Source organism: Herbaspirillum lusitanum, from assembly GCF_046025995.1.
Classification (GTDB): Bacteria; Pseudomonadota; Gammaproteobacteria; order Burkholderiales; family Burkholderiaceae_D; genus Herbaspirillum; species Herbaspirillum lusitanum_A.
The window spans coordinates 359,573-383,002 of record NZ_JAQQFM010000005.1; the positions used below are offsets into that span (position 1 = coordinate 359,573).

The following is a 23,430-nucleotide window of genomic DNA, read 5'->3' on the forward strand; positions in this document are numbered from 1 at the left end:
ACAAGTAAACGCAGATGAAGAAATTGATCCAGAAAATTACCTATTTTTGTCTATGAAAACTTCGGTTTTTAAGCATCATCAGATATAATCAAATAAGAATAATTCTTATTTGTGATCTGTGCGCAGAAGTGAGCCGAAAACAGCTTCGCGCGTGCTGAAAATCACCTTGATATTGGCGAGGTTCCGGCATCCGGAGGCCTGTCAGACAGGAACTGCATGAATTCGCAAGTGGAACCTCAACAAGACAAGCCGGACTATCGCCGGATTTGCCGGCGCATGCGCTACACCATCGGATGTCCGGCAGCGTCAGCGATGCTGATGATGACACCGCTCCTGCCGCTTGTTTCCCGAGCGTCGAATGGCCCGGTGTCTGAGTAGCCGGCTCCGGCCTTTTTCGCAGCCAGCGCACCGAATTGTTCTTCCGCAGCCACGACGATACTTGCTCCGCCTCAAGGCGGGCAGAGGTGTCGTCTTCGTCTGTGCGCCATCGCGCCGGCAGCTTTATTCGACCTATCCAATTGAACATCGGAGCACCTCATGAAATTTCCCAAACTGAAATACAGCGCAGACAAACCTGCGCCGGCAGCGCAAGCAAGCACAGGCGAAGATCAGGCGCAGCCGCGCAAGCATCTGTTCTCGGCCGTGGCCGTGGCGGCGACACTGGCGCTGGCCAACCCGGCCTACGCCAACTATCTGTGGCTGGAAAAAGATGCTGCAGCCAAGGGCGCCTTCAAGGTTTTCTCCGGCGAACTGGAGAAGCCCGACCGCGCATTGCCGCAGATCGACATGCCGCGTGCGTTTCCGGCGGATGCCGCCGCGCCTGAGAGCAACAGCCTGCCGCTCACGCCGCAGCCGGATCACTTGCAGATCGACGCTGCCAGGGTCGCCGGCGATCTGCGGTTCAGCGCGCGCCAGGTGAGCGTGAAGGAAGGCGGCAAGAATGCACTGGTGATCTATCAGGCGCGCTATGGCCGTGCCGAAACCAAGGCTGTCAACGATCTGGAGCTGGTGCCGACCACCCCCGGCGGCAATACCTTCAAACTGATGTGGAAGGGCAATGCGGTCGCCGCTTCGCAAGTGAATGTCGAGACCTCCGAAGGCTGGCGTCGCGTGCTCAAGCCGGGCGCCGACGGCACCGTCACCATGGAAACCCCGTTCCCCGGTCTGTATGTGATGGAAGTGACCGCACGCATTAATGGCACAGTGACCATCGATGGCAAACAATATGAGGACGTACGTCACGTGGCGACATTGAGTTTCGAGGTCGCGCGCTGATGGCGGGCGGGGGCGGGAGGAAGCCGGGGGCGGACAAGCCATTCTGGAAAAATCCACGCAGGCTGGCGCTGTTGGCCGTGCTGGCGGCCCTGGCCGGCGCCGCGTGGTGGATGACGCGGCCGGCGATTTCCTACGACACGGTAAAGATAGTGCGTGGCGATGTCGAGGCCAATGTGGCCGCGGTCGGCAAGCTGCAGCCGCGCCGCTATGTGGATGTCGGCGCGCAGGTGTCGGGCATGGTGCTGCGGCTGCATGTGCAGCCCGGCGACGCCGTGGAAAAAGGTCAGTTGCTGGTGGAGATCGATGCCAACGTGCAGAAGGCGATCGTGGATGCAGGACGCGCATCGCTGAGCGGCCTGCGTGCCCAGCTGGCGGATCAGCAGGCGCAGCATTTGCTGGCCTCGCAACAGGCGGCGCGTCAGCGCGCGCTGGATGCGGGACAGGCCACGCGCACGGAGGATGTTCAGATTGCCGAGGCGGCGCTGGCGTCGGCCGCCGCCAGGATTGAAAACCTGAAGGCGCAGATCGCACAGACCTCCGCCACCGTGCAGGCCGACGAAGTGCGTCTGGGCTACACGCGTATCTATGCATCGATGGCCGGCACGGTGGTCTCGGTCGACGCGCGTGAAGGCCAGACTCTGAACGCGACGTACCAGACGCCGACCATTCTGCGGCTCGCCGATCTGTCCACCATGACGGTGTGGACCGAAGTGTCGGAAGCCGATGTGCGGCGCGTGCGCGGCGGCATGCCGGTGTACTTCACCACGCTGGGCGGCGATCAGCGCCGCTGGCACAGCAAGGTGCGCCAACTGTTGCCGGCGCCGCCTTCGCCGGAAGGCAAGAGCGCGGACACCGCGCTGGCGCCATCATCCAACAAGGTGATCCTGTATACAGCCTTGTTCGACATCGACAATACCGATGGTGAACTGATGCCGCTCATGACGGCGCAGGTCAACTTCGTTTCGGCCGCGGCGCACGGCGTGGTGACGGCGCCGCTGGCGGCATTGACGGCGATTCCGGTGGATGTCCCGGTCCCTGTGCATACAAGCGCAGACGGCGCTGCGGCGAAGCCGATGCCGCCGGTACAAGCGGCTCCGCATGCGCGTCCAAAAACGCAGCGCTATCGTGCGCGTGTATTGGCGGCCAACGGCAAGCCGCAGGTGCGGGAAATCGAAATCGGCGTGCGTAATCGCGTCAGCGGTGAAGTGCTGAGCGGCTTGGAAGAAGGCGATCTGCTGGTCACCGGCGAGCGCAGCAACGCCAGCGGCGTCAAGAGGTTCCAGCTTTGAGCAGCGTGAAGCTGGATGTCGTGGGGCAGCGTGTACCGCTGGTCGCACTGGACGCGATTCGCAAATCCTACGGCGGGCATGACGTTGATCAGGGCGGCCCGCCGGCAGTCGACGTGCTGCGCGGCATCAGCCTCAATATTCATGGCGGCGAGTTCGTGGCCATCGTCGGCGCCTCCGGTTCCGGCAAGTCGACGCTGATGAATCTGCTCGGTTGTCTCGATCGGCCCAGCGCCGGCCAATACCGTTTCAACGGCCGCGATGTATCCGGCTTCGATGCCGACCAGCTGGCCTGGTTGCGGCGCGAAGCTTTCGGTTTCGTGTTTCAGGGCTATCACCTGATCCCGACCGAATCGTCTTGCGAAAACGTCGAAGTGCCGGCCATCTATTCCGGCATGCCCGAGCAGGAAAGACGACAGCGCGCAGAAGCCTTGCTGACCCGGCTGGGATTGAGCGAGCGGCTGGATCACCGGCCGCATCAATTGTCCGGCGGCCAGCAGCAGCGCGTATCGATTGCGCGCGCGCTGATGAACGGCGGTCGCATCATTCTGGCCGATGAGCCGACCGGGGCGCTCGACAGCAGCAGCGGCGCCGAAGTCATGAAGCTGCTCAACGAGCTGGCCGACGCCGGTCACACCATCATCCTGATCACCCACGACCGCAATGTCGCGGCGCAGGCGCGGCGCGTGATCGAAGTGCTGGACGGGCAGGTAGTCGGCGACAGCGATCCGGATGGCCGGCGGCAGTATCAGCATCAGCTTGCGCAGCAAAGGGACGGCGAGACAAAGACGGTCGCTCCCATGCCCGATCTGGCGACCAGTCTGGAAGTGGCGGGAGAAGACAGTCCGCGCCTGCTGCTGGGCGAATTGCGCGAAGCCGCGCGTGCTGCATGGCGCGTGATGTGGATCAATCGTTTTCGCACCGGGCTGACGCTGCTGGGCATCATCATCGGTGTGGCATCGGTGATCGTGATGCTGGCCATCGGTCTGGGTACGCGGCAGCAGGTGGTGGCGCAGCTCGGCGCCTTCGGCTCCAACCTGATGTACATGGCCTCGATCGGCGAGAGCTCGCGCATTCCCGGACGCAGCATCACGCTGCAGGATCTGGAAGCGGTGAGCGAGATTCCCAACATCGTGCACGTGCTGCCCAACGTCACCGGCAACAAGGTGGTGCGTTACGGCAATCAGGACATCCAGACTTACGTGCGCGGCACCGGTTCGGCTTTGCCGAAAATCCAGAACTGGCCGCTGGCGCGCGGTGCCTTTTTCTCCGAATCCGATGAGCGCGAACTGGCATCGGTCGCAGTGCTCGGGCACAAGCTGGCGCGCGATCTGATGCCGGGCGTGGAAGATCCGATCGGGCAGGTGGTGCTGATCGGCAATGTGCCGATTCAGGTGGTCGGCGTGATGAGCGAGAAGGGCGCGCTGACCGGCGAGCGCGATGAAGACAATCTGCTGATCATGCCCTTCAGCACTGCGGGTGTGAAGCTGTTCGGCCAGCGCGAGCCGACCTATACAGTGCTGGCGGTGGCCGACGTCGGCGCCATCGCCGAGACCCAGAAGCAGCTTGAAGCGCTGCTGCTGGAACGTCACGGCATCCGCGATTTCGGCGTCGGCAATGCCGCCGCCTCGATCGCCGCCGAAGCCAAGACGCGCGACACCATGACCCTGATGCTGAGTCTGGTGGCGGCGGTCTCGTTGCTGGTGGGCGGCATCGGCGTGATGAACGTGATGCTGATGACGGTGCGCGAACGCACCCGCGAAATCGGCATCCGGCTGGCGACCGGCGCCCGTCAGCGCGACATCCTGCGCCAGTTTCTGACCGAGGCGGTGCTGGTAACGGTAGTCGGCGGCAGCATCGGCGTGATCGCCGGTCTGCTGATCGGCCTGCTGCTGATCGTGGCCGGCGCGCCGGTGATCTTTTCGCTGACCTCGATCCTGACCGCTTTTGGTTGCTCGGTGGCGACCGGACTGCTGTTTGGTTACATGCCGGCCAAGAAGGCGGCGCAACTGGATCCGGTGGCGGCCTTGACTTCGGAGTGATTGCCGAATCGATGCCTGCTTGATTGGATGAAATTGCCGCTTTGGCCCGGGCCTGAGGCAGCAGAGGAGAGGGCGCGAAGGAGCGAGGGGCGGAAAGGGCAGACGGCTTAGGCCACTCGGTAACGAGTGGCGACTTGTCCCCTTATTTTGTGAGTAAGCTTGTGGATAAGCCTGGCTCGCCATTTGCATCCCCATATCCCATCTGCCTTGCAGCGTTGTGCTTGAATTTTAAGCAGCCGAGGGAGCGCTCAGCTTTCTCCTCTGAATTTGTCCTCAGGGTGCCGCGACCTGAAAGACCGCAGTCGGCCAGAAGTCGGCGTAATTTCACTCTCTTCGAATGAGGTTTTTTACGCGTTTTTTACGTAAATCACATCAAATAGAATCCGGTTTTTATGCCGAAGATTCTAGATTGGCGTCTCCGTCACTACGGGCTTGTACATGCAAGCCGCGACTCCATGAGGCCGATCGCTATTCTTCAACACGAATCAACACAAGGGCCGGGCGTATTGCTCGACCATTTGGATAAAAACAGCCTTCCCTATCGACTCATTTCTCCTGCGTCGGATGGAAACGCTCCAGTCGATGCAAGCAAATTTGGTGGCATTGTCGTGTTGGGCAGCGACCACTGTGTCAATGAAACTTTGCCGTGGATCGAAGATGAGCAGGCATTGCTGCAAGATGCCATCAGGCGTGACGTTCCGATTCTCGGGCACTGTTTTGGCGCGCAGATGCTGGCGCGGGCCATGGGAGCAAAAGTCAGCCGCAATATCTGTGCGAATATCGGCTGGAGCCCGATATGGGTCACACCGCACGCGCAGCAGCGTATGGGCTTGCCCAGACAGGTGACGATCTTCAACTGGCACTATGACACTTTTGACATCCCCGCCGGCGCCACCCGTACGATGTACGGCAGTCATTGCCTGAACAAAGGTTTCCTCCGCGGTCGCCATTGGGCATTCCAGGGACACCTGGAAGTGACCGAGGCAAGCGTCACAAATTGGTGTGCAGCGGGGCGCGCCGAACTCCGTCGCGCGCATGGACCTGCGGTTCAAAGCGAGATGCAAATTTTGAAGGGATTGCATGAGCGCATCCAAGCATTGCACTTGATCGCGGAGCAAACTTACCATGCCTGGACCCGACAGTTGGACAGGCCGGTCTTTGTCGCACTGAGCGCTGCATCCTCGTATGCGTGAGCAGCGATAATCCGATGCGCCGGTTGCCAGAAGTTTGCCTTCGCCAGGTTCACTCCCCAAATAGCTTGCTGCAACAATGATGCCGGATGCATCGCATCGGGCATCTTGTATTTCAACGCTGTATGCGGCCGTTTCCGGGCGTAGAGTCGAAGCATTCGACGTCAGCAATCGGGCGAGGAACTGCGCGATTGCCCGACCCATTCCTTGCCGGAATTCAACGCCGCCGAAACTTTGCCGCGAGAGAGCCTGCTACGCCATCTGAGTGGCGGCATTTAATTGTCAGCCGATCGGCATGCGAACAGCTTCACGCAACCACTCCCCCCAGAGATCCCAATCGATGGAAGCCGGCGTAACCATGTCGGCGGCGCAGGCGCCCGATGTGACGAATAAGCCGGCGATGATGGCAAAGAAAGCGAGGTGGATACGCATGGTGTTCTCCTTGGGTTGAGGCCGAACAACAAGTTCGGTATGGAGGCATCTTGATCTTCATGCGTTAGCGCTGGATTTCAGCTGCTATGTCCCAGGTTGCAATTGAAATATGAATGCGACGGCCTGGAGCAGAGCTGTTGCCGGCCGGTCAGCAATACGCGCTACCACCGGCTTGAAATCAGAGGCCGATCAACATCACATGGCGGCAGGGTTTTTTGAGGGCGCGCACGGTCGCAGGCGTGAACAGCAGTCGCCTATTTTGTTGCGCCTGCGTGGCGAGTTCCTCAAGATGTGCAGACAGAATAGTTGTTCTGCGAGAAATAAAACGATGCGGCCGACAAGCTCGCTCGGCAAAAAACGCGCGCCATGCCGCCGCAAAAGCAACACCGCCGCCGACGCAAGAGGTCGGGCGCGGCTATAATAGCGCCCTTGCTTGCGGCAAAATTCCCAGAAATATCAGCAACTTGAATCATTTGCACTGCCTTCTGGCCACGTGATTCGCTGATATCCATTGCCGTCACAGCCATCCCTATACTGTTTTTGCGCTTCGCCCGCGCCCGACTACCGTGACTTACAGCATCAAAGAAATGTTCTACACCTTGCAAGGCGAGGGCACGCACGCCGGCCGTCCTGCCGTATTCTGCCGCTTCAGCGGCTGCAACCTGTGGACCGGGCGCGAAGAAGATCGCAGTAAGGCGATCTGCCAGTTCTGCGATACCGATTTCATCGGCACCAACGGCGACGGCGGCGGCAAGTTCAAGACGCCGCAGGAACTGGCAGCGGTGATCGACAGCCTGTGGCCGGCCACTTATGCACCCAGCAAGTACGTGGTGTTTACCGGCGGCGAGCCGCTGCTGCAGCTTGATGATGCGCTGATCGCGGCCATGCATGCGGTCGGATTTGAGATCGCGATCGAGACCAATGGCACAATTCCGGTGCCGGCCGGCGTCGACTGGATCTGCGTCAGCCCCAAGATGGGTTCCGAGCTGAAGGTGTTCAAAGGCAGCGAACTCAAGGTGGTGGTGCCGCAGGCCGGCCAGCCGCTGAACGAGTACGAACAACTGGATTTCGAGCACTTTTTGCTGCAACCGATGGATGGCCCCGATGCTGTGCGCAACACCAGAATGGCGATCGAGATGGTAAAGAACAATCCCAAGTGGAAGCTCAGCATCCAGACCCACAAGCTGCTGCAGATTCCCTGATCCCGGTCCGTTACGGCAACGCCAATCTGATCCGCCCGCACTGCGCCGGGCGGCGATTGATTACAATCCTTGCTGGCGGCATGTTCCGTCCAGAATCCTGTTTAGTATTTTCAAGAAATCATTCATCACACCCAGTCCATGCTGACGATCACCCGCAAACTCGAATTCGATGCCGGCCACCGCATCCCCGACCACAAAAGCCAGTGCCGCAATCTGCACGGCCATCGCTATACACTGGAAATCACGCTGGTGGGCGCAGTGATCGAGGTCGAAGGCAGCTCCGACAACGGCATGATCATGGACTTTTCGGATATCAAGACGCTGGCCAAACAGCATCTGGTGGATGTCTGGGATCATGCTTTTCTGGTCTACGAAAAGGACACGCCGGTACGTAACTTCCTGGCCAGCCTGCCGGATCACAAGACCGTGATCATTGACCGTATCCCTACCGTGGAAAATCTGGCGCGCACTGCCTTCGACATTCTCAAGGCGGCGTACAAGGATCATTACGGCACTGGTCTGCATCTGCAAAAACTGGTGCTGCACGAAACCCCGAATTGCTGGGCTGAAATCACTGCGGACTGATGACGGCATGACGCTTTCCCTGCCTACCTCCACCCCCACCTCAAGCGAGGTGCAGACGCCGGTCGTCAGCGCCGCCGATTTGCGCGATCGGCAGGACCTGGGGTTCATGCAGGCGGCGCTGGAGCAGGCCGCGCATGCCAGAGCGCTGGGCGAGGTGCCGGTCGGCGCCGTGGTGGTCAGGGACGGCGAGATCATCGCCAGCGGTTTCAATCAGCCCATCGGCCGCCACGATCCCAGTGCGCATGCCGAAATCATGGCCTTGCGCGCCGCCGCCGAAAAGCTCGGCAATTATCGTCTGCCGGGCTGCGAGCTGTACGTCACGCTGGAGCCTTGTGTGATGTGTTCCGGCGCCATGATGCATGCGCGGCTGGCGCGCGTGGTCTTCGGCGCGACCGACCCCAAGACGGGCGCTTGCGGCTCGGTACTGAACCTGTTCGCACAGGAGCAACTGAATCACCATACTCAGGTGCAGGGCGGCGTGCTGGCGCAGGAATGCGGCGATCTGCTCAAGGCCTTCTTCGCTGAACGGCGCGAGCAGCTCAGGCTGAAGCGGCTGCAGGCTGCAGCGGCAAGTGCTGAGCAGAATCCAATCGATGACTGAGGCATCCATGAACGATATGTCCCTCCCGCCTGAAACCGGCGGCTTGTCCGCCGCCGAACTGCAGCAGATCGCTGCGCTGATCCCGGTCGGCACCTGCGTGGCGGTGGTCGCGCCGGGCGGCGGTGCGCCGGATCAGGCCAATGTCGAACGCGGCGTCGCCTTGCTGCAGGCCATGGGTTGCACGGTCAGGAATTTCTATCAGCCGGAACAGCGTTACCAGCGTTTTGGCGCGACCGATGAGGCGCGTGTGGCGCACTTGCATGAAGCTGCGCGCGATCCTGAAGTCGATGTGCTGCTGGCCTTGCGCGGCTCCTACGGCGTGTCGCGCATTCTGCCGATGATCGATTTCGAGCTGCTGGCCGCCAGCGGCAAACCGCTGGTCGGCTACAGCGACATCACGGCCCTGCATCTGGCCCTGCTGGCGAAAACCGGCGCCGTCAGTTTTGCCGGGCCCATGCTCAACGGCGACTTCGGCGGCCTTACGCTCAATGCCGGCACCTTGCGCGGTTTCTGGCAGACGCTGACGCAGCCGCGCAGCAGCATCCACAGCCGCCCGCAGCTGGCTGACGGCACCCCCTCCTGCGGCGATAGCGCGCCGGATGCGCACAATCCCGCACTGAATTGCAGCGGCACCTTGTGGGGCGGCAATCTGGCGATGGTCACGCATTTGCTCGGCACGCCGTATTTTCCGCAAATCGAGGGCGGCATCCTGTTTCTGGAAGACGTCAACGAGCATCCCTTCCGCGTCGAACGCATGCTGCTGCAACTGGAATATGCCGGCGTGCTGCAGCAGCAGAAGGCCATCGTGCTGGGGGATTTTTCCGGCTACCGGCTGGCGCCGGCCATCGACAACGGCTACGACTTCGGCGCCATGCTGGCATTTCTGCGCAGCCGTCTGCGCACGCCGCTGATGACCGGCTTGCCCTTCGGCCATGTGCCCGATCTGGGCACGCTGGCGGTCGGCTCGCATGCCGAGCTGCGCAGCACCGGCGCAGATGGTTTCAGTCTGGAGATGAGCGGCTATCCGGTGCTGAGGTGATAAGCAGGATCGGTCTGATGACGTGGACAGAAATGAAAAACGCGCCTTGCCGGCGCGTTTTTTTCGTCCCCATGCAAGGAGGACAGATCACATTTCCTTGATCTCGACCTTCACGCCGTCTTTTTGTACGGTAATCTTGCCCGGTTCGAAGCGTTTGCCGTTCATCTGCAATTGCTCGGGCTGGAAGGTATAGATGGTGTAATCCTTCAGAAACTGCTGCGCCGCCTGATTTGCCAGTGTGTTCAGCTGCTGGCCGTATTGCGGCGGCACGTCGGCCACCTCCACCTTTTCCACGGCGGGCGAATCGAGTCGCACCGAACGCGTCGGCGCATCGTATCTGAAGGCGCTGCTCAGGGTCAGCACGCTGTTGATCGGTCTTTGCAGGATGAGCTTGTTGTCGATTTGCGCATCGACTACGGTGGTCAGACGATTGCGCGCTTCATCCATGGCCAGGCGCGGGTTGCTGAGCGTGACGTCGAAGATGTCCATGTAGCGCATCTTGCGCGGAAACTGCGGCGCAATCGCGCTCTGCAGTTCCTGCTTGCTGACGGTGTACTCGCTGGTCCAGACGTTATAGGCGGCCTGGCTGAGGCCGGCGGCGCCGCTCAGCGCGAGCACCGCGCACAGCCGGGCAATACCTTTGCGCCAGTGACGCCCGGCTTGCAATGGAGGAATACGGAAGCAACTCTTGGCAAATTTCATTCTTGTCCTTCTGGTCTGAACGGCGGCAAAGCGCTTAGAAGCGGCTGAGCTGCAAAGATTCCTGCGATGCACATCCAGGACGCTGGCGTCGCGTGAACGTGGGCGCCCGGCAGTGTACTTGATCCGGCGCAGCGATTCCGGCGCATCTGCATCGCACCAGGCCTTTGATTGCTGCGCAGAAATATTTGTCGCGCCGGCAGCTTCGTGCCGCGCAACCGCGCCGGACTTGACGCGCAATGGTAAAATCTCTCGTTTCGGGCTCGCCTGGCGGGCTTTCGGCTTTCAATTCTAGTAAAGGTTTTGTGTAGTGCTATCCACAGCAAATATCACCATGCAGTTCGGCCCCAAGCCGTTGTTTGAAAACATTTCCGTCAAGTTCGGCGATGGCAATCGCTATGGCCTGATCGGCGCCAACGGTTGCGGCAAGTCGACCTTCATGAAAATCCTCGGCGGCGATCTCGAGCCATCCGGCGGCAACGTCAGCCTGGACACCAATGAGCGTCTCGGCAAGCTGCGCCAGGATCAGTTCGCCTACGAAGAAATGCGCGTGCTGGATGTGGTGCTGATGGGCCACACTGAAATGTGGGCGGCGATGTCTGAGCGCGATGCGATCTACGCCAATCCGGATGCCACCGACGACGACTACATGAAGGCGGCCGATCTCGAAGCCAAGTTCGCCGAGTACGACGGCTACACCGCCGAAGCGCGCGCCGGCGAACTCTTGCTGGGTGTGGGCGTGTCGATCGAACAGCACCAGGGCCCGATGAGCAACGTCGCGCCGGGCTGGAAGCTGCGCGTGCTGCTGGCGCAGGCGCTGTTCTCCAATCCCGATATCCTGCTGCTCGACGAGCCGACCAATAACCTCGACATCAACACCATTCGCTGGCTGGAAGACATGCTCAATGAGCGCAATTCCACCATGATCATCATTTCCCACGATCGCCACTTCCTCAATCAGGTCTGTACGCACATGGCCGACATGGACTACGGCACGCTGAAGGTCTATCCGGGCAATTACGACGAATACATGCTGGCGTCTTCGCAAGCGCGTGCGCAGCAATTGTCGGTGAATGCCAAGGCCAAGGAAAAGGTCGCGGAACTGCAAGACTTCGTACGCCGCTTTTCGGCCAACAAATCCAAGGCGCGCCAGGCGACATCGCGCGCCAAGCAGATCGACAAGATCAAGGTCGAAGACATCAAGCCATCGAGCCGCGCCAATCCTTTCGTGCGTTTCGACGGCGAGAAGAAGCTGCATCGTCTGGCGGTGGAAACGCAAGGCATCAGCAAGACCTATGATCGTCCTATCTTCAAGAACTTCAGCATCATGGTTGAAGCCGGCGAACGCATCGCCATCATCGGCGCCAACGGCGTCGGCAAGACCACGCTGTTGCGTTGTATCGGCGGCGATGTCGCCGGTCTGCAAGCCGACAGCGGTCTGGTGAAATGGGCGGAAAACGCCAACGTCGGTTACATGCCGCAGGATCCGACCGAGGAATTCGCCAAGGGCGAAACCCTGACCGACTGGATGGGCATGTGGACGCAGGAAGGCGACGACGATCAGGCGGTACGCTCGATTCTGGGCCGTCTGCTGTTCTCCGGCGACGACGTCAAGAAGTCGGTGCAGGTGCTGTCCGGCGGTGAAAAGGGGCGCATGATGTACGGCAAGCTGATGCTGGGTCGTCACAACGTGCTGCTGATGGACGAGCCGACCAATCACATGGACATGGAATCGATCGAGTCGCTCAATATTGCGCTTGATAAATATGCCGGCACCCTGATCTTCGTTTCGCACGATCGCGAATTTGTGTCCTCGCTGGCCACCCGTATTCTGGAAGTGAAGGAAGACGGCGTGGTGGACTTCCAGGGCACCTATGAGGACTACCTGGCCAGCCAGGGCATTGAGTAAACTTTGAAAGCTGTTTAATAGCCATGCAAGCTACCGCAATGAAGGTCGTCGAATTTGAACGGCCGCAGATGGAGACAGGCAGCAGTTGCACAGCCAATGCGTGGGCCAAGGTACCGGCCACGCCGACGGCAACGGAGCGCGAATCGCTCAAGGCGCGCATCCGTCAGCTGCTGAAGGAAAAACAAGCGGTGCTGGTGGCGCATTACTATGTCGACGCCGACCTGCAGGATCTGGCTGAAGAAACCGGCGGTTGCGTGTCGGACTCGCTGGAGATGGCGCGCTTCGGCCGCGATCATGCAGCGCAGACCCTGGTGGTTGCCGGCGTGCGCTTCATGGGTGAGACCGCCAAGATTCTGAGCCCGGAAAAACGCATTCTGATGCCCGATCTGGACGCCACATGTTCGCTCGATCTGGGTTGCCCGACGGATGAATTCGCGGCGTTTTGCGATGCCCATCCGGATCGCACGGTGGTGGTCTACGCCAACACCAGCGCTGCCGTCAAAGCGCGCGCCGACTGGATGGTGACGTCCTCGATCGGACTCGACATCGTCAAGCACCTGCATGAGCAAGGCAAGAAAATCCTGTGGGCGCCCGACAAGCATCTGGGCAGCTACATCCAGAAGCAGACCGGCGCCGACATGCTGCTGTGGCAGGGTTCCTGCCTGGTGCATGACGAGTTCAAGGGCGCCGAACTGGAACTGATGCGGCAGGAACATCCGCACGCCAAGGTTCTGGTGCATCCGGAATCGCCGGAAGCAGTGGTGGCGCAAGCCGACGTGATCGGCTCCACTTCGCAACTGATCGACGCGGTGCGCACCCTGGATGCCAGAGAATTCATCGTCGCCACCGACAACGGCATCCTGCACAAGATGCGCATGGCGGCGCCGGACAAGATTTTCATCGATGCCCCGACTGCCGGCAACAGCGCCACCTGCAAGAGTTGTGCGCACTGCCCGTGGATGGCCATGAACGGTTTGCAGAACCTGTTGCAAGTGCTGGAAACCGGCAGTAACGAGATTCACGTTGATCCTGCGATCGGCAAGAAGGCAGTGGTCTGTATCGACCGCATGCTGGATTTCGCCGCGCAGAAAAAAGCCAAGGTGCGGCCGTCGGCCAAACTCGAAGACGAACAAAAACTGTTTGCAGGAATCGGTCCAGCATGAGCACCAATGTCGCCTCAGTCAGCACCATCAAAACCACCAGCAGTCTGAACAATCCGTACGCGCCTTTCGATGCGGCGCTGCATGCCGCTTTCGACGCCAACGTCAATCTGGCAATCGCGGAAGACGTCGGCAATTGCGACTACACCGGCCTGCTGGTGCCGGAAAACGAATTCGTTACCGCCCGCGTCATCGTGCGCGAGCAGGCCGTGCTGTGCGGCGCGCCCTGGTTCGAGGCAGTCATGACCCGGCTTGATCCGCGTCTGCACGTCAGCTGGAGCTACGCCGAAGGCGATCTGATGCAGCCCGACACCGAAGTCTGCCGCATCGAAGGTCCGGCGCGCGCATTGCTGACGGCCGAACGCGGCGCCTTGAATTTCCTGCAATTGCTGTCCGGCGTGGCGACCGCAACACGGCGTTACGTGGATCTGGTGAAGGACACCAATGCGCGCATTCTCGATACGCGCAAGACCATGCCCGGTCTGCGACTGGCGCAGAAATACGCGGTACGCGTCGGCGGTGGCCTGAACCAGCGCCTGGCGCTGTATGACGGCATCCTGATCAAGGAAAACCACATCGCCGCGGCGGGCGGCATCACGGCGGCCGTCACCGCCGCCATCAAGCTCAATGCCGGCGTGACGATTCAGGTCGAAGTCGAAAATCTCGCGCAACTGAAAGAAGCGCTGGCCGTCGGCGCCACTTCCGTTCTGCTCGACAACTTCAGCCCCGAGCTGATGCGGGACGCAGTCAGGCTGACCGCCGGCAGCGCTTTGCTGGAAGCGTCGGGCGGCATCAACATGGATACCGTGCGCGCCATCGCCGAAACCGGCGTCGACCGCATCTCCATCGGCAGCCTGACCAAGGATATTCGCGCCACCGATTATTCGCTGCGTGTAGTGGAGTGATGGCGCTGTAGCGGCAATCTGCATTCTAAAGGCCCGCTGTATGCGGGCCTTTTTGCGTGCGCTTGTCTCGCTCGTCTTTGAATCGCTGCTTGCGACAAGTCCGCTTCACGGCCTAACGGCGCTGCTAAAATGCAGGCTGGCCGCATGAGCGCGGCAGGCTGCATTTCAGTGGGCGGCGGTGAAGACCGCTGGGGTAAAAAGTAGTTGGTCCGGCATCGGTAACGATAGTCGTATAGCCGCAAACGCCGACCGCGGTCGATGATGATCCGCACTAAGCAAACAATAAATCGTGAGGCCTCAGCCTCGCGCGGGGAGTTCAATTTTGAATCAGCAAAGACGTGATCCATCCAGTTCCCTGGCCGGTTTTGCCGCGCCACTAGTGTGGGCGCTGTGCTACTTCGGTTTCGGTTACCTGTCCCATGCGCTCAACGGCTCCTTTGTCGCAACCGGTTATCTGTGGCTGCCGGCCGGCATCGCCGTCAGCGCCTTGCTGCTGACGCGCACCGTGCGCTGGGGGCCCTTGCTGCTTGGATTTTTCGCGGCGCAGCTGCTGCTGGGCTGGCTGGAGCAGCGCGAGCTGTGGCGCATGGCCTTGCTGTCGCTCAATGAAGTGGGCGTTACTGCGGTGGTCGTGTGGCTGGTGCGGCGCGCGCCGTTTCCCATGCAGGGACTGTATTTTCTGCGCGGTCTGCTGATGATAGGCGTCGGCGCCAGCGTAGTGAGCGGACTGACCGGAGCGATCTGGTTCAACCTGGCGCAAGATGCGCCGTTCTGGCCGACGCTGCGTGTGTGGTCGTCGTCGGATCTGGTCGGCATCCTCATCGTGGTACCGGTGATTGCCGGCTGGTCGCAGTTTCGCGCCACGCGCTCGGGCGGCATTGCGCGCACTGAATTCATTCTCGGCTTGCTGGCTTTCGCCGGCGTACTGGTGACAAGTTACGTGGCCTTCGACAGCGAGATTGATCGCGTCGTATTCGACATCAATTTTTCCACCACCTATCTGCCCCTGTTCTTCATCGCGCTGGTGACCTTGTTGTGGGGCGGACGCGGCGGCTCGCTGTCGGTGGCGGCGCTGGCGCTGATAGCCTTTATCTACAACTCGCTGGGCAAGGGGCCGTTCGCGGAACTGGTGCAGCTGCATTCCAGCAATGCCTTGCTGGAACTGCAAGTGTATCTGGCGGTGGCGGCGCTATTGTCGTTACTGATCAGTGCGCTCAAGAGTACGCGTGAAGAGGCGCACGAAGCCGCCGACCAGTGGAAGAACGAGGTTGAACTGGCGCTCAGCATCAGCGGCCAGCTGGTGTTCAGCATCGACCCCGATCATCGGACGGTGGCCTGGAACGGCGATGTCCAGGGCTTGCTCGGCGTACCGCATGACAAGGTCGCGACGCTGGATCAGGTGCTGGCGCACGTCCATCCCATGGATCAGGAACGCCTGCGCCAACGCTGGCTGGACGATACCAGCGACGACGTGCGCGAAGCGATGCATTTCCGGCTGCAGCTCCCGCCGGGCCAGGTCAGCATGGTGACCGACATGAGCCGCAGCCTGCTGGACCCGGATGACAAGCTGACCATCGTCGCCGGCGCCTGGCATTTCAATGCCGTGGAGGCCGGCGCGACGCGGAGCGAAGCATGAGCACGCGCGTCGGAGCCTTATTGATACATGGTCTGGGCGGCACCCAATACGATCTCGGCATCATGCATAAGGCGCTCAAGCGCGCCGGCATCGAGACCCATGCCATCACCTTGCCGGGACACGGCACGCAGCCGGAAGATTTGATCCCGGTGCGCGCCGAGCAATGGCTGGATGCCATGGTCGAGCAATACCGCACGCTGCAGCCGCAATACGATCAGCTGCACATCATGGGCATGTGCATGGGCGCGCTGGTTGCCCTGGCGCTGTGCGAGCGCGTGCAGCACAGTGCGGCGCAAGGCAAGCTGGTGACGCTGGCGCCGCCGATCTACATCGACGGCTGGTCCACGCCCTGGTACGCGCCGCTGCGTGCGCTGTTGTATTACGTTCCCGGCGTCGGCACCCGCATGAAGGTAGAGGAGGGCGAGCCCTTCGGCATCAAGAATTCGCTGGTGCGCGCAGTGGTCAAGGCCAAGTTCGAGCGCGGCGACAATTTCCATTACCGCTGGGTGCCGATGATCTGCATCCGCCAGGTTGATCGGCTGCGCGCGTGGGCGCGTCGCGCCGCCGCCGTGATCAAGGCGCCGACCCTGATCGTGCACGCGCGCGAGGATGAGCTGACCAGCCTGCGCTCGGCCGAATTCTTGCAGGCGACCATGGCCGACGCCCGCACCGTGGTGCTGGAAAACAGCTATCACATGATCTGTGTCGACAATGACCGTGAGCAGGTCGCCAACAGCGTGCTGGAATTTTTCGGCTTTCCGCCTATGCCCGTGCGCAGTCGTGAACGCAGAGCCCGGCGTCCGGCCGATGAAGCCGGCGGCGAGGGCAGCGAGGTCGAAGGACTGGAATGAAGCCTGACTTTTCTGATTATTCTTGCCAGATGTCAATTTGCCCCCCCGTGTAAGCGACCGGGATAAGCCTTCCCGGTGCTGAGACAGTCTGCCGTTACCGCTATGAGCGTTGGCGAACAGATGCTGCATGTTCAACATGCTAGCGTGAGCCTGAATGCATGCAGATCTGATTTTCAGATCCCGATCTCAACTCACGCGGCAGGGGAATTGATGAGCAAAACAGCGCTGGTGTCCGGTGTAGGCACAAGCAGTTTCGATAGCGGTCTCGTCATCAAAATGCGTTTGCGCTCGGGCGCGTTGCGCATTGCCCGCCAGATGCCCTTGCTGATCGCCATTCGCAACGAGCAGGGTGAAATCTACCGCGTTATCGGCACCAGTGGTTCGGGCGAGTTCTTCAAGCTGCTGGCGTTGCTGGACGCGCTTGATTTCTTCGATGAGCTGAGCGACCCGGATCTGCCGGGCGGTGGATATCACGCCATCTTCGTACCCCGGCTTGCTGCTTTTACCCATCTCCCGGTTACGCCGCCATTACTCCCTGCCGCAGCGGTGATGATTCCCGGGGCCATGCGGGCAACTGAGTTCGCCGAGGTATGTAAGCTCCAGGGCGCCGCGTAGGCGCATTGGCCGTAAATGCTTCCCCTGACAGCTCAGATCGCATCCGTTCCGACCACGCAGATATGCGGGTTGCGCCTACATCTATCCGGGATGCATCAGCACACTATCGGGTCTCGCCTGCGGAGGTCAGGGTCAAATCCGCGGGCGCATCACTTCGACCAGATTCTCAGAGGTATTCAGATGTCGGACGTCAAGCCAAACAATAAATCAGCCGTCCCCAAAGCCGCAGACGCCAAGCAGCCGAAAGAAGACAGCAAGGGCGCTCAAGCCGTGCCCGGCCGTAACGGCGCACATGAACAGAAAGGCCCGGTCGGGCGTCCCGTCATCAAGGGGCCGGCGCAGAAATATCTGAGCGGCAAACCTTCCACCAGCGGCCGTCGATCCGGCAGCAGAAACAGCTGAGTCACTGATCCGGTTGCCTTGCCTGAATTCTTGCCGGACGCGCTGCGTGTTCCTTGCAGGAATTCGGCAAACCGCATTCGCGTTCATGCTGCGGCGGAGATCGCGGCCAGACCCGATGATGATTTAAAACGACCGTGTTCAAGGAAGTACACATGGCTGAGCAAGACCAGTCCGGTCCGCCGGCAAAGCCCACTCGGCCGGAGCCAGAGAGTCACCCTCCAGTCCAACAACAAGGCGGCCCGTTTCAGCGGCCGGGCATTAGCCGGCGGGACCAGGAAAAACAGATGCAGGCCGGTGAGCAGAGCGACGCACACCCGGCTGAGCAAGATCAGAAAAATGCGGGCCGCCATACGTAGTTCGATATGCAGTTCGCAGCGCAGTATCGGCAATTCTCCTGGCGCTCAGTCAAACACCTGGCTGATGCTGCGCATCAGCCAGTTCGCAAGAAGAATATTCAATTTGATGTTCTGACATCGGGATGGCGCAAGCCGCCGTGTGCTTGTGCTGCGGATGACGCCATGAGCAGATGATGCGAGGCGCCGATTGTCTGCTGTGGTCACAGCAGCCCTTGCCGTGTCGGCCCGGCACTGCACACGCGATTGCGTCCATCGGCCTTGGCCTGATACAGGGCCGCATCGGCAGCATTGAGCACCGCATCGATATCGGCGTACAACTCGCGCCGGTAGGTGGCGGCGCCGATGCTGGCCGTCACATGTCCGCACTGGCTGCGGGCATGGAGTATGTTCAGTTGCTCAATCGCAGCACGTATCTTTTCGCCGACCAGCAGCGCGCCGTCCGCATCGGTTTCTTCCAGTACCACGATGAATTCCTCGCCGCCGTAGCGCGCGGCGATATCCGAGCTTCGCGGCAATTGGCCGGCGATGGTCTGCGCCACGGCGACCAGCACTTCATCGCCTTGCTGGTGACCGTAGTTGTCGTTGTAGAACTTGAAGTAGTCGACATCGATGAACAGCAGTGAAAAGCTGCCTTCCTGGCGCCGGCAGCGGCCCCAGAGCGCGGCCAGCATGTCGTCCAGCGCACGCCGGTTGAGCAGGCCGGTCAGGCCATCGATGCGCACCAGAGTACGCAGTTTTTCTTCCGCCTCCTGGCGTTGTCTGAACTCCCGCCGCACCACTCTCAGCAGCAATACGCAGGCAATCGAAAACAGCAGCATCAGTGAGGCCACCGCATACAGCGAATCGCGCCAATGCATGAAAATGTCCTGCTCGGAGCGCCCCACAAACACCATCAGTTCGGTACCGGGAATATTTCTGAAGGCATAGAGCCGCTGTACGCCGTCGGTAATGGCACGGACGACGAAACTGCCGCTGTCGCGCGCCATCATCGGCTTGATCTGCTGAAAGCCGGGACTGGTGCTGATGTCGCGGCCGATGGCGTCGGCTGTAGAGGGCAGGCGCATGTAGACCACGCCGTCGCGAGAGTAGAGCGACATCACGCCGGCTTCGCCCAGTTGCAGACCGCTGAACAGATCGCGGAAGTAGGACAGGTTGAGCGCCATCAGCACTACGCCGGCAAAGCTGCCGTCTTCATTGGACAGTCGCTTGGACAGCACGATCACCTGCAAGCCCCTGGCGAACTTGGCGTCGATAGGTTTGGAGATGTAGAGGCCGAGGTCGGGCTTGTCGCGCTGCTCGGTGAAATAGGGGCGGTCGCCATAGGTGTTGCGCGCATCGCCCGGCATGGATGACACCAGCACCTTGCCGGCATGATCCAGCACCGCCATGACCTCTACGTGCTTTGCCGGAAGCGTGCTGCCGAACAGATAGGAGCGCTGCTGTTCGCGCGACAGCTGGCGGAACGATGGATGCTGATAGCGATGCGTCAGCGAATCCAGCGACAAGGACAGGATCTCGATATTGCGCTGGATGTCGCGTTGTGCGATCAGCGTGATGTTCTGTGAGGTTTCGACCGCGTAATGCCTTGCCTCATCGTGACTCTTGTAGAGCATCCAGGCGCACAGGCCAAATACCATTGCGACCAGCAGCAAAGCATTGATCCGCAAAATCTTTCGTATGCGCTTAATTTTGAAATCCTATCTGCATCAGTATCTCAGGCTTGGTGCCGGCTATTTCACAGCGGCGGCGATGCGGACATCATGCATGTGAGTTCAAGTGCGTACGCATCGCTGCCATGGCCGTTTTTCCTGGCGGAAATCTGTTCATGGAAAAATGCGACAGGCAGAATTAACGCATAAAAGCGCGGGCAATACACACCTTGCTGCAGCGCAACGTAGGGGAAAGGCGACAAGTCTGCATGCCGACTTCTAATGCGCAATGTCTTGTGATAAAACCGCCAGGCGCTGTTGGCCCGGCACGGCGCTGTACCTGCGAAGCAAGCGGCGACAGCTTGTTCGGTGGCGAAAGATCCCGGTGACCGTCTCAGGTCAGAATCGAATGCGTCATCCCCGCCAGCGCAATCAGGGTGGTAATCGTCCACAGCGCAAATCCATGTTTGTCATGCCATAGCGCAAGAGCCGATTTCGGATGCCATGCATTCAGCTCGCTCTCGACCAGCGCTGACACATAGGACTGAATCCTCAGCAACTCGGCGTCAATGCAGCGTTGGGTATGCGCCTGCGATTCATCATGGCCATGCTTGCTGCAGTGCAGCCGCTGATCGATGGCCGCCATTTTCTGGAACACCTCGAGTGAGCCGGCCATCAGCAAGTGCTCAAGTTCATGCAGCGTCCGGGTGACTTCCAGCCCTCGTGCAGCGGCGGTGGTGACCGCCATGGATATCTCGCGCTCAGCCATCTCTTCGATGAAGGGTTGAACGTAGTTGTCCCAAAAAGTCTTTCTGGCATAGCCGTCAAAACTGATGCTCTGGAAAGAGATCGGGTTGCCGGCGAAGTCGCGCACATTAATATTCTCACCGCTGTCCAGCATCAGCCAGGGCGTGAGTTGGCGGTGGATGATGCGGGCGAAACCATTGCGCAGTCTTTTTTCAAAGAACGGGTAGAGCGGCGATCTGTCCATTTTTCCCCCGGAGTGCGATGGGTGATGTCAGCCAAGCCGGCCAGGCCGACCGAACAGTTCCAACTGATACGGCTGTTCATCGACGGCCGACTGCAATAGAAATGGCAGGCACAAAACCTGATGAGCTTGCGCATCCTTACTTCCTATACGGATGAGGGAGTGAAACGGATGCGCTATTGCCGGAGATTTCGCAATCATTCGCCACTGCGGTTGTAGCAGTCCTTGGCGGCCGCAGTCTAGCGGCGGTCATGTGCCCGCCTGCGGTATTTAACCCGGGCCATGCTCGGCCCCCGTATTTCGCCGTTTTGTTGTATAACAACTCGTTTTCCCATTTCCTCCCACTGAAGCGCATGAGCGCGCATTGCAGAATCGACGATGACCGAGCGTGGTGACATTAGTAACAAGACAACCGCAGCAAATGAGAGCGGTCCGGTTCATCCCCGGATCGGATTTGAGATTCAAGGCCGTTTGCTGCGCGCATTGTTACTGCTGAGTGTCGTCATTTCCTTTGCGCTGCTGGCCGTGCTCGGCATCGTGCAGTGGCGCGAATTGCAGGAGCAGGCGCGCTTGTCTGCAGAACGCGCTGCGGTAGTTGCCAGAGAGCATGCAGACAAGGTGTTCGAACTGGACGCTTCCCTGAATGCGCGCATCGAGGAACTGCTGGGCGTGATGGATGACGCCCAGATCCGCGCCGATGAAAAATCCATCCACGCCAAACTGCAGCGCATGATTTCCGGCCTGCCGCAGATCATTGCGGTGGCGGTGATCGGTCAAAAAGGCGATTTGCTTGCGCACAGCCGCGACTATCCGGCACCCGCCGTCTCGATTGCCGACCGCAATGATTTTATTGCCATCCGGCAAGGTGGCGGCGAATCCATTTCCAGCGTGATGGTGGGGCGTCAGGTGACGCAGGCGCTGTTCAATGACAGCGTGGCCAGACGTTCCGAGTCGGGTGAATTTCTGGGCATGATTCTGGTGTCGCTCGATCCCGATTATTTTTTGTCGTTCTACAAAGAGATGCTGCCCGGGTTGATGCATCAGTCCTTGTCGCTGGTGCGCAAGGACGGCTACATCCTGGTGCGCTATCCCAAGTTGATCAATGCGGTGCCCAAGGTGCCGCCGGGCGCGCCCTTCATGCGCGGCATCAGCCAGAATCCGCTGTTCGGCACTGTCTCCGGCAGCTCGCCTCTGGACGGCGACAACAAGATCATTTCCTACCGCCGCGTCACCAATCACGATGTGTATGTGGTGTCGGCGCGCTCCCTGTCGGAAGTCTGGCGCAGCTGGTTCCAGTACATGTCGCTGGCCGCAGCCTTGCTGCTGGTGCCCAGCGCCTTGTTGTGGGCCATCATCATCTTCGCGATACGCCGCGTGCGCGACCAGAAAATTGCCTGGCAGCGCTGGCAGCAGGAAGTGGCATTGCGCCACAAGATCGAATCGGATCTGCGCGAATCCCAGAAATTCGATGCGCTCGGCAAGTTGCTGGGGCGCGTCGCTCACGACTTCAACAATTGCCTGATGGTGATTGCCACCGGGATGCAGATCATCCGCCTCAAGCGGGTGCCGGCCATCGAAAAGCAGATCGATGCCATCGAGCGTTCCATCAAGAGCGGCGAGCAACTGACGCGGCAATTGCTGGGCGTCAGCCGCCGCCAGCCGCTCAAGCCGGAAGTGTTTGCGCTGCAGACCAAAATATCCGAATGGCAATTGCTGCTGTTTAATACCGTCGGTGCACATCGTTGCAGCATCGAGGTGGCGCCTGATACCTGGCCGGTCTGCGTCGATGCGGTGGAGATGCAACTGGCGCTGATCAATATTCTGGTCAATGCGCGGGATGCCAGCAACGCCGACGGCCGCATCGCGCTGCACATAGAAAACGTGCGGCGGCCCGGCGACGCCCGGATGCAGGAGCATTTCGTTTGCATCTCGATTGCCGATCAGGGCACCGGCATGTCGGAAGAAACCCGTACCCAGGCGTTCGATCCTTTGTTCACCACCAAGGAAGCAGGCAAGGGCACCGGGCTCGGTTTATCGCAGGTCAGGAATTTCGCCCGAACTGCAGGCGGCCATGTACTGATAGAGAGCACTTTGGGCAGTGGGACCAGGGTTTCGATTTATCTGCCGCCGGCCGAGGGCGTGCCGTTGAATCATGCGGATGCGCCGGCAGCGCCGCAGATCAGACCTCTGGATATCCTGCTGGTGGAAGACAATCTGGATGTGGCCGAAGGTATCGTCGCCTTGCTGGAAAGCGTGGGCCACAGCATCACGCATCTGAGCAACGCGCTCGATGCTGAAGAGTTTCTGGCACACCAGCGGGTCGATGCCGTCATCTCCGACATTCATATGCCGGGCGGCATCACCGGCATCGCGCTGGCCAAAAAACTGCACATCAATTTCCCGGCCTTGCCGGTGATTCTGATCAGCGGCTACGCTGAAGATTTGCAGGCCGCCGTCAATGCCGGCTTCAGCGTCATTTCAAAACCCTTCACACTGGAAAGCATCAATCTGCAACTGGCGGCGCAGGTCAAGTGAAGCGCCGTGCCGGCCGGCTTGATCACTGTCGTGAACAGTGATTACCAATGATTACCAATGATTGCCAATGATT

21 protein-coding genes are annotated in these 23,430 nt (G+C 60.2%); 16 read left to right on the forward strand and 5 right to left on the reverse strand.

Annotated elements, in window-relative coordinates:
- Positions 1–537: 537 nt before the first annotated feature.
- The 4 genes from PQR62_RS12875 (at position 538) to PQR62_RS12890 (ending at position 5,796) form a co-directional block, all read left to right on the forward strand.
- On the forward strand, positions 538–1,275 hold the full coding sequence (locus PQR62_RS12875) for a hypothetical protein (RefSeq protein WP_408158345.1): 738 nt from the start codon (positions 538–540) through the stop codon (positions 1,273–1,275).
- Positions 1,275–2,564, forward strand: coding sequence for an efflux RND transporter periplasmic adaptor subunit (locus tag PQR62_RS12880; protein ID WP_408158346.1), 1,290 nt, complete (start codon positions 1,275–1,277; stop codon positions 2,562–2,564). Before PQR62_RS12875 ends, PQR62_RS12880 begins: the two co-directional genes overlap by 1 nt.
- 5 nt (positions 2,565–2,569) lie before the next feature.
- The gene (locus tag PQR62_RS12885) at positions 2,570–4,603 is read left to right on the forward strand and encodes a MacB family efflux pump subunit (RefSeq protein ID WP_408158547.1); all 2,034 of its coding nucleotides are present in this window, start codon (positions 2,570–2,572) and stop codon (positions 4,601–4,603) included.
- Between the two features lie 455 nt (positions 4,604–5,058).
- Complete coding sequence (locus PQR62_RS12890; RefSeq protein WP_408158347.1) at positions 5,059–5,796, forward strand: type 1 glutamine amidotransferase; 738 nt, start codon at positions 5,059–5,061, stop codon at positions 5,794–5,796.
- A gap of 279 nt (positions 5,797–6,075) precedes the next feature.
- Here PQR62_RS12890 and PQR62_RS12895 read toward each other — a convergent pair whose 3' ends face one another.
- Positions 6,076–6,225, reverse strand: coding sequence for a hypothetical protein (locus tag PQR62_RS12895; protein ID WP_408158348.1), 150 nt, complete (start codon positions 6,223–6,225; stop codon positions 6,076–6,078).
- A 566-nt stretch (positions 6,226–6,791) separates the two neighbouring features.
- On the opposite strand from PQR62_RS12895, the gene queE reads away from it, so the two are divergent.
- The 4 genes from queE to ldcA all read left to right on the forward strand — a co-directional run bounded on the left by queE (position 6,792) and on the right by ldcA (position 9,652).
- A complete protein-coding gene (gene queE, locus PQR62_RS12900; RefSeq protein WP_408158349.1) occupies positions 6,792–7,427 on the forward strand; it encodes a 7-carboxy-7-deazaguanine synthase in 636 nt (211 codons plus the stop codon).
- A gap of 138 nt (positions 7,428–7,565) precedes the next feature.
- A complete protein-coding gene (gene queD / locus PQR62_RS12905) occupies positions 7,566–8,012 on the forward strand; it encodes a 6-carboxytetrahydropterin synthase QueD (RefSeq protein ID WP_408158350.1) in 447 nt (148 codons plus the stop codon).
- Positions 8,013–8,019: 7 nt separating this feature from the next.
- Entirely contained in the window at positions 8,020–8,613 is a 594-nt protein-coding gene (gene tadA / locus PQR62_RS12910; RefSeq protein WP_408158351.1) for a tRNA adenosine(34) deaminase TadA, read from the forward strand.
- Between the two features lie 16 nt (positions 8,614–8,629).
- Positions 8,630–9,652: a muramoyltetrapeptide carboxypeptidase gene (ldcA, locus tag PQR62_RS12915; RefSeq protein WP_408158548.1), complete on the forward strand. Its 1,023-nt coding sequence runs from the start codon at positions 8,630–8,632 to the stop codon at positions 9,650–9,652.
- Between the two features lie 87 nt (positions 9,653–9,739).
- Here the strand turns inward: ldcA and PQR62_RS12920 are convergent, their stop codons facing one another.
- On the reverse strand, positions 9,740–10,354 hold the full coding sequence (locus tag PQR62_RS12920; RefSeq protein WP_408158352.1) for a DUF1439 domain-containing protein: 615 nt from the start codon (positions 10,352–10,354) through the stop codon (positions 9,740–9,742).
- Positions 10,355–10,661: 307 nt separating this feature from the next.
- On the opposite strand from PQR62_RS12920, the gene PQR62_RS12925 reads away from it, so the two are divergent.
- The 7 genes from PQR62_RS12925 (at position 10,662) to PQR62_RS12955 (ending at position 17,829) form a co-directional block, all read left to right on the forward strand.
- On the forward strand, positions 10,662–12,260 hold the full coding sequence (locus PQR62_RS12925) for an ABC-F family ATPase (RefSeq protein WP_408158353.1): 1,599 nt from the start codon (positions 10,662–10,664) through the stop codon (positions 12,258–12,260).
- Positions 12,261–12,283: 23 nt separating this feature from the next.
- Positions 12,284–13,423, forward strand: coding sequence for a quinolinate synthase NadA (gene nadA / locus PQR62_RS12930; RefSeq protein ID WP_408158354.1), 1,140 nt, complete (start codon positions 12,284–12,286; stop codon positions 13,421–13,423).
- Positions 13,420–14,325 (forward strand): carboxylating nicotinate-nucleotide diphosphorylase, encoded by a 906-nt coding sequence (gene nadC / locus PQR62_RS12935; RefSeq protein WP_408158355.1) that lies wholly within the window; start codon positions 13,420–13,422, stop codon positions 14,323–14,325. The genes nadA and nadC overlap by 4 nt, the downstream gene beginning before the upstream one ends.
- Positions 14,326–14,647: 322 nt before the next feature.
- Entirely contained in the window at positions 14,648–15,961 is a 1,314-nt protein-coding gene (locus PQR62_RS12940) for an MASE1 domain-containing protein (RefSeq protein WP_408158356.1), read from the forward strand.
- Entirely contained in the window at positions 15,958–16,812 is an 855-nt protein-coding gene (locus tag PQR62_RS12945; RefSeq protein WP_408158357.1) for an alpha/beta hydrolase, read from the forward strand. Before PQR62_RS12940 ends, PQR62_RS12945 begins: the two co-directional genes overlap by 4 nt.
- A gap of 210 nt (positions 16,813–17,022) precedes the next feature.
- On the forward strand, positions 17,023–17,427 hold the full coding sequence (locus PQR62_RS12950) for a hypothetical protein (RefSeq protein ID WP_408158358.1): 405 nt from the start codon (positions 17,023–17,025) through the stop codon (positions 17,425–17,427).
- Between the two features lie 180 nt (positions 17,428–17,607).
- Positions 17,608–17,829: a hypothetical protein gene (locus PQR62_RS12955; RefSeq protein WP_408158359.1), complete on the forward strand. Its 222-nt coding sequence runs from the start codon at positions 17,608–17,610 to the stop codon at positions 17,827–17,829.
- Between the two features lie 83 nt (positions 17,830–17,912).
- On the opposite strand, the gene PQR62_RS12960 is transcribed toward PQR62_RS12955, so the two are convergent.
- From PQR62_RS12960 to PQR62_RS12970, 3 genes are all read right to left on the reverse strand, one after another.
- Positions 17,913–18,218 (reverse strand): hypothetical protein, encoded by a 306-nt coding sequence (locus PQR62_RS12960; protein ID WP_408158360.1) that lies wholly within the window; start codon positions 18,216–18,218, stop codon positions 17,913–17,915.
- A 167-nt stretch (positions 18,219–18,385) separates the two neighbouring features.
- A complete protein-coding gene (locus PQR62_RS12965) occupies positions 18,386–19,837 on the reverse strand; it encodes a sensor domain-containing diguanylate cyclase (protein WP_408158361.1) in 1,452 nt (483 codons plus the stop codon).
- 391 nt (positions 19,838–20,228) lie between these two features.
- Positions 20,229–20,825, reverse strand: coding sequence for a hypothetical protein (locus tag PQR62_RS12970; RefSeq protein WP_408158362.1), 597 nt, complete (start codon positions 20,823–20,825; stop codon positions 20,229–20,231).
- Positions 20,826–21,305: 480 nt separating this feature from the next.
- On the opposite strand from PQR62_RS12970, the gene PQR62_RS12975 reads away from it, so the two are divergent.
- Positions 21,306–23,357: a hybrid sensor histidine kinase/response regulator family protein gene (locus tag PQR62_RS12975; protein ID WP_408158363.1), complete on the forward strand. Its 2,052-nt coding sequence runs from the start codon at positions 21,306–21,308 to the stop codon at positions 23,355–23,357.
- Positions 23,358–23,430: the final 73 nt, after the last annotated feature.

Bases quoted from the DNA above. Each gene is read 5' to 3' on its own strand.
- PQR62_RS12920 (WP_408158352.1), bottom strand. From the start codon at position 10,354: ATGAAATTTGCCAAGAGTTGCTTCCGTATTCCTCCATTGCAAGCCGGG.
- nadA (WP_408158354.1), top strand. From the start codon at position 12,284: ATGCAAGCTACCGCAATGAAGGTCGTCGAATTTGAACGGCCGCAGATG.
- tadA (WP_408158351.1), top strand. From the start codon at position 8,020: ATGACGCTTTCCCTGCCTACCTCCACCCCCACCTCAAGCGAGGTGCAG.
- queD (WP_408158350.1), top strand. From the start codon at position 7,566: ATGCTGACGATCACCCGCAAACTCGAATTCGATGCCGGCCACCGCATC.
- PQR62_RS12945 (WP_408158357.1), top strand. From the start codon at position 15,958: ATGAGCACGCGCGTCGGAGCCTTATTGATACATGGTCTGGGCGGCACC.
- PQR62_RS12970 (WP_408158362.1), bottom strand. From the start codon at position 20,825: ATGGACAGATCGCCGCTCTACCCGTTCTTTGAAAAAAGACTGCGCAAT.
- nadC (WP_408158355.1), top strand. From the start codon at position 13,420: ATGAGCACCAATGTCGCCTCAGTCAGCACCATCAAAACCACCAGCAGT.
- PQR62_RS12895 (WP_408158348.1), bottom strand. From the start codon at position 6,225: ATGCGTATCCACCTCGCTTTCTTTGCCATCATCGCCGGCTTATTCGTC.
- PQR62_RS12890 (WP_408158347.1), top strand. From the start codon at position 5,059: ATGAGGCCGATCGCTATTCTTCAACACGAATCAACACAAGGGCCGGGC.
- PQR62_RS12875 (WP_408158345.1), top strand. From the start codon at position 538: ATGAAATTTCCCAAACTGAAATACAGCGCAGACAAACCTGCGCCGGCA.
- PQR62_RS12955 (WP_408158359.1), top strand. From the start codon at position 17,608: ATGTCGGACGTCAAGCCAAACAATAAATCAGCCGTCCCCAAAGCCGCA.
- PQR62_RS12950 (WP_408158358.1), top strand. From the start codon at position 17,023: ATGAGCAAAACAGCGCTGGTGTCCGGTGTAGGCACAAGCAGTTTCGAT.
- ldcA (WP_408158548.1), top strand. From the start codon at position 8,630: ATGTCCCTCCCGCCTGAAACCGGCGGCTTGTCCGCCGCCGAACTGCAG.
- PQR62_RS12880 (WP_408158346.1), top strand. From the start codon at position 1,275: ATGGCGGGCGGGGGCGGGAGGAAGCCGGGGGCGGACAAGCCATTCTGG.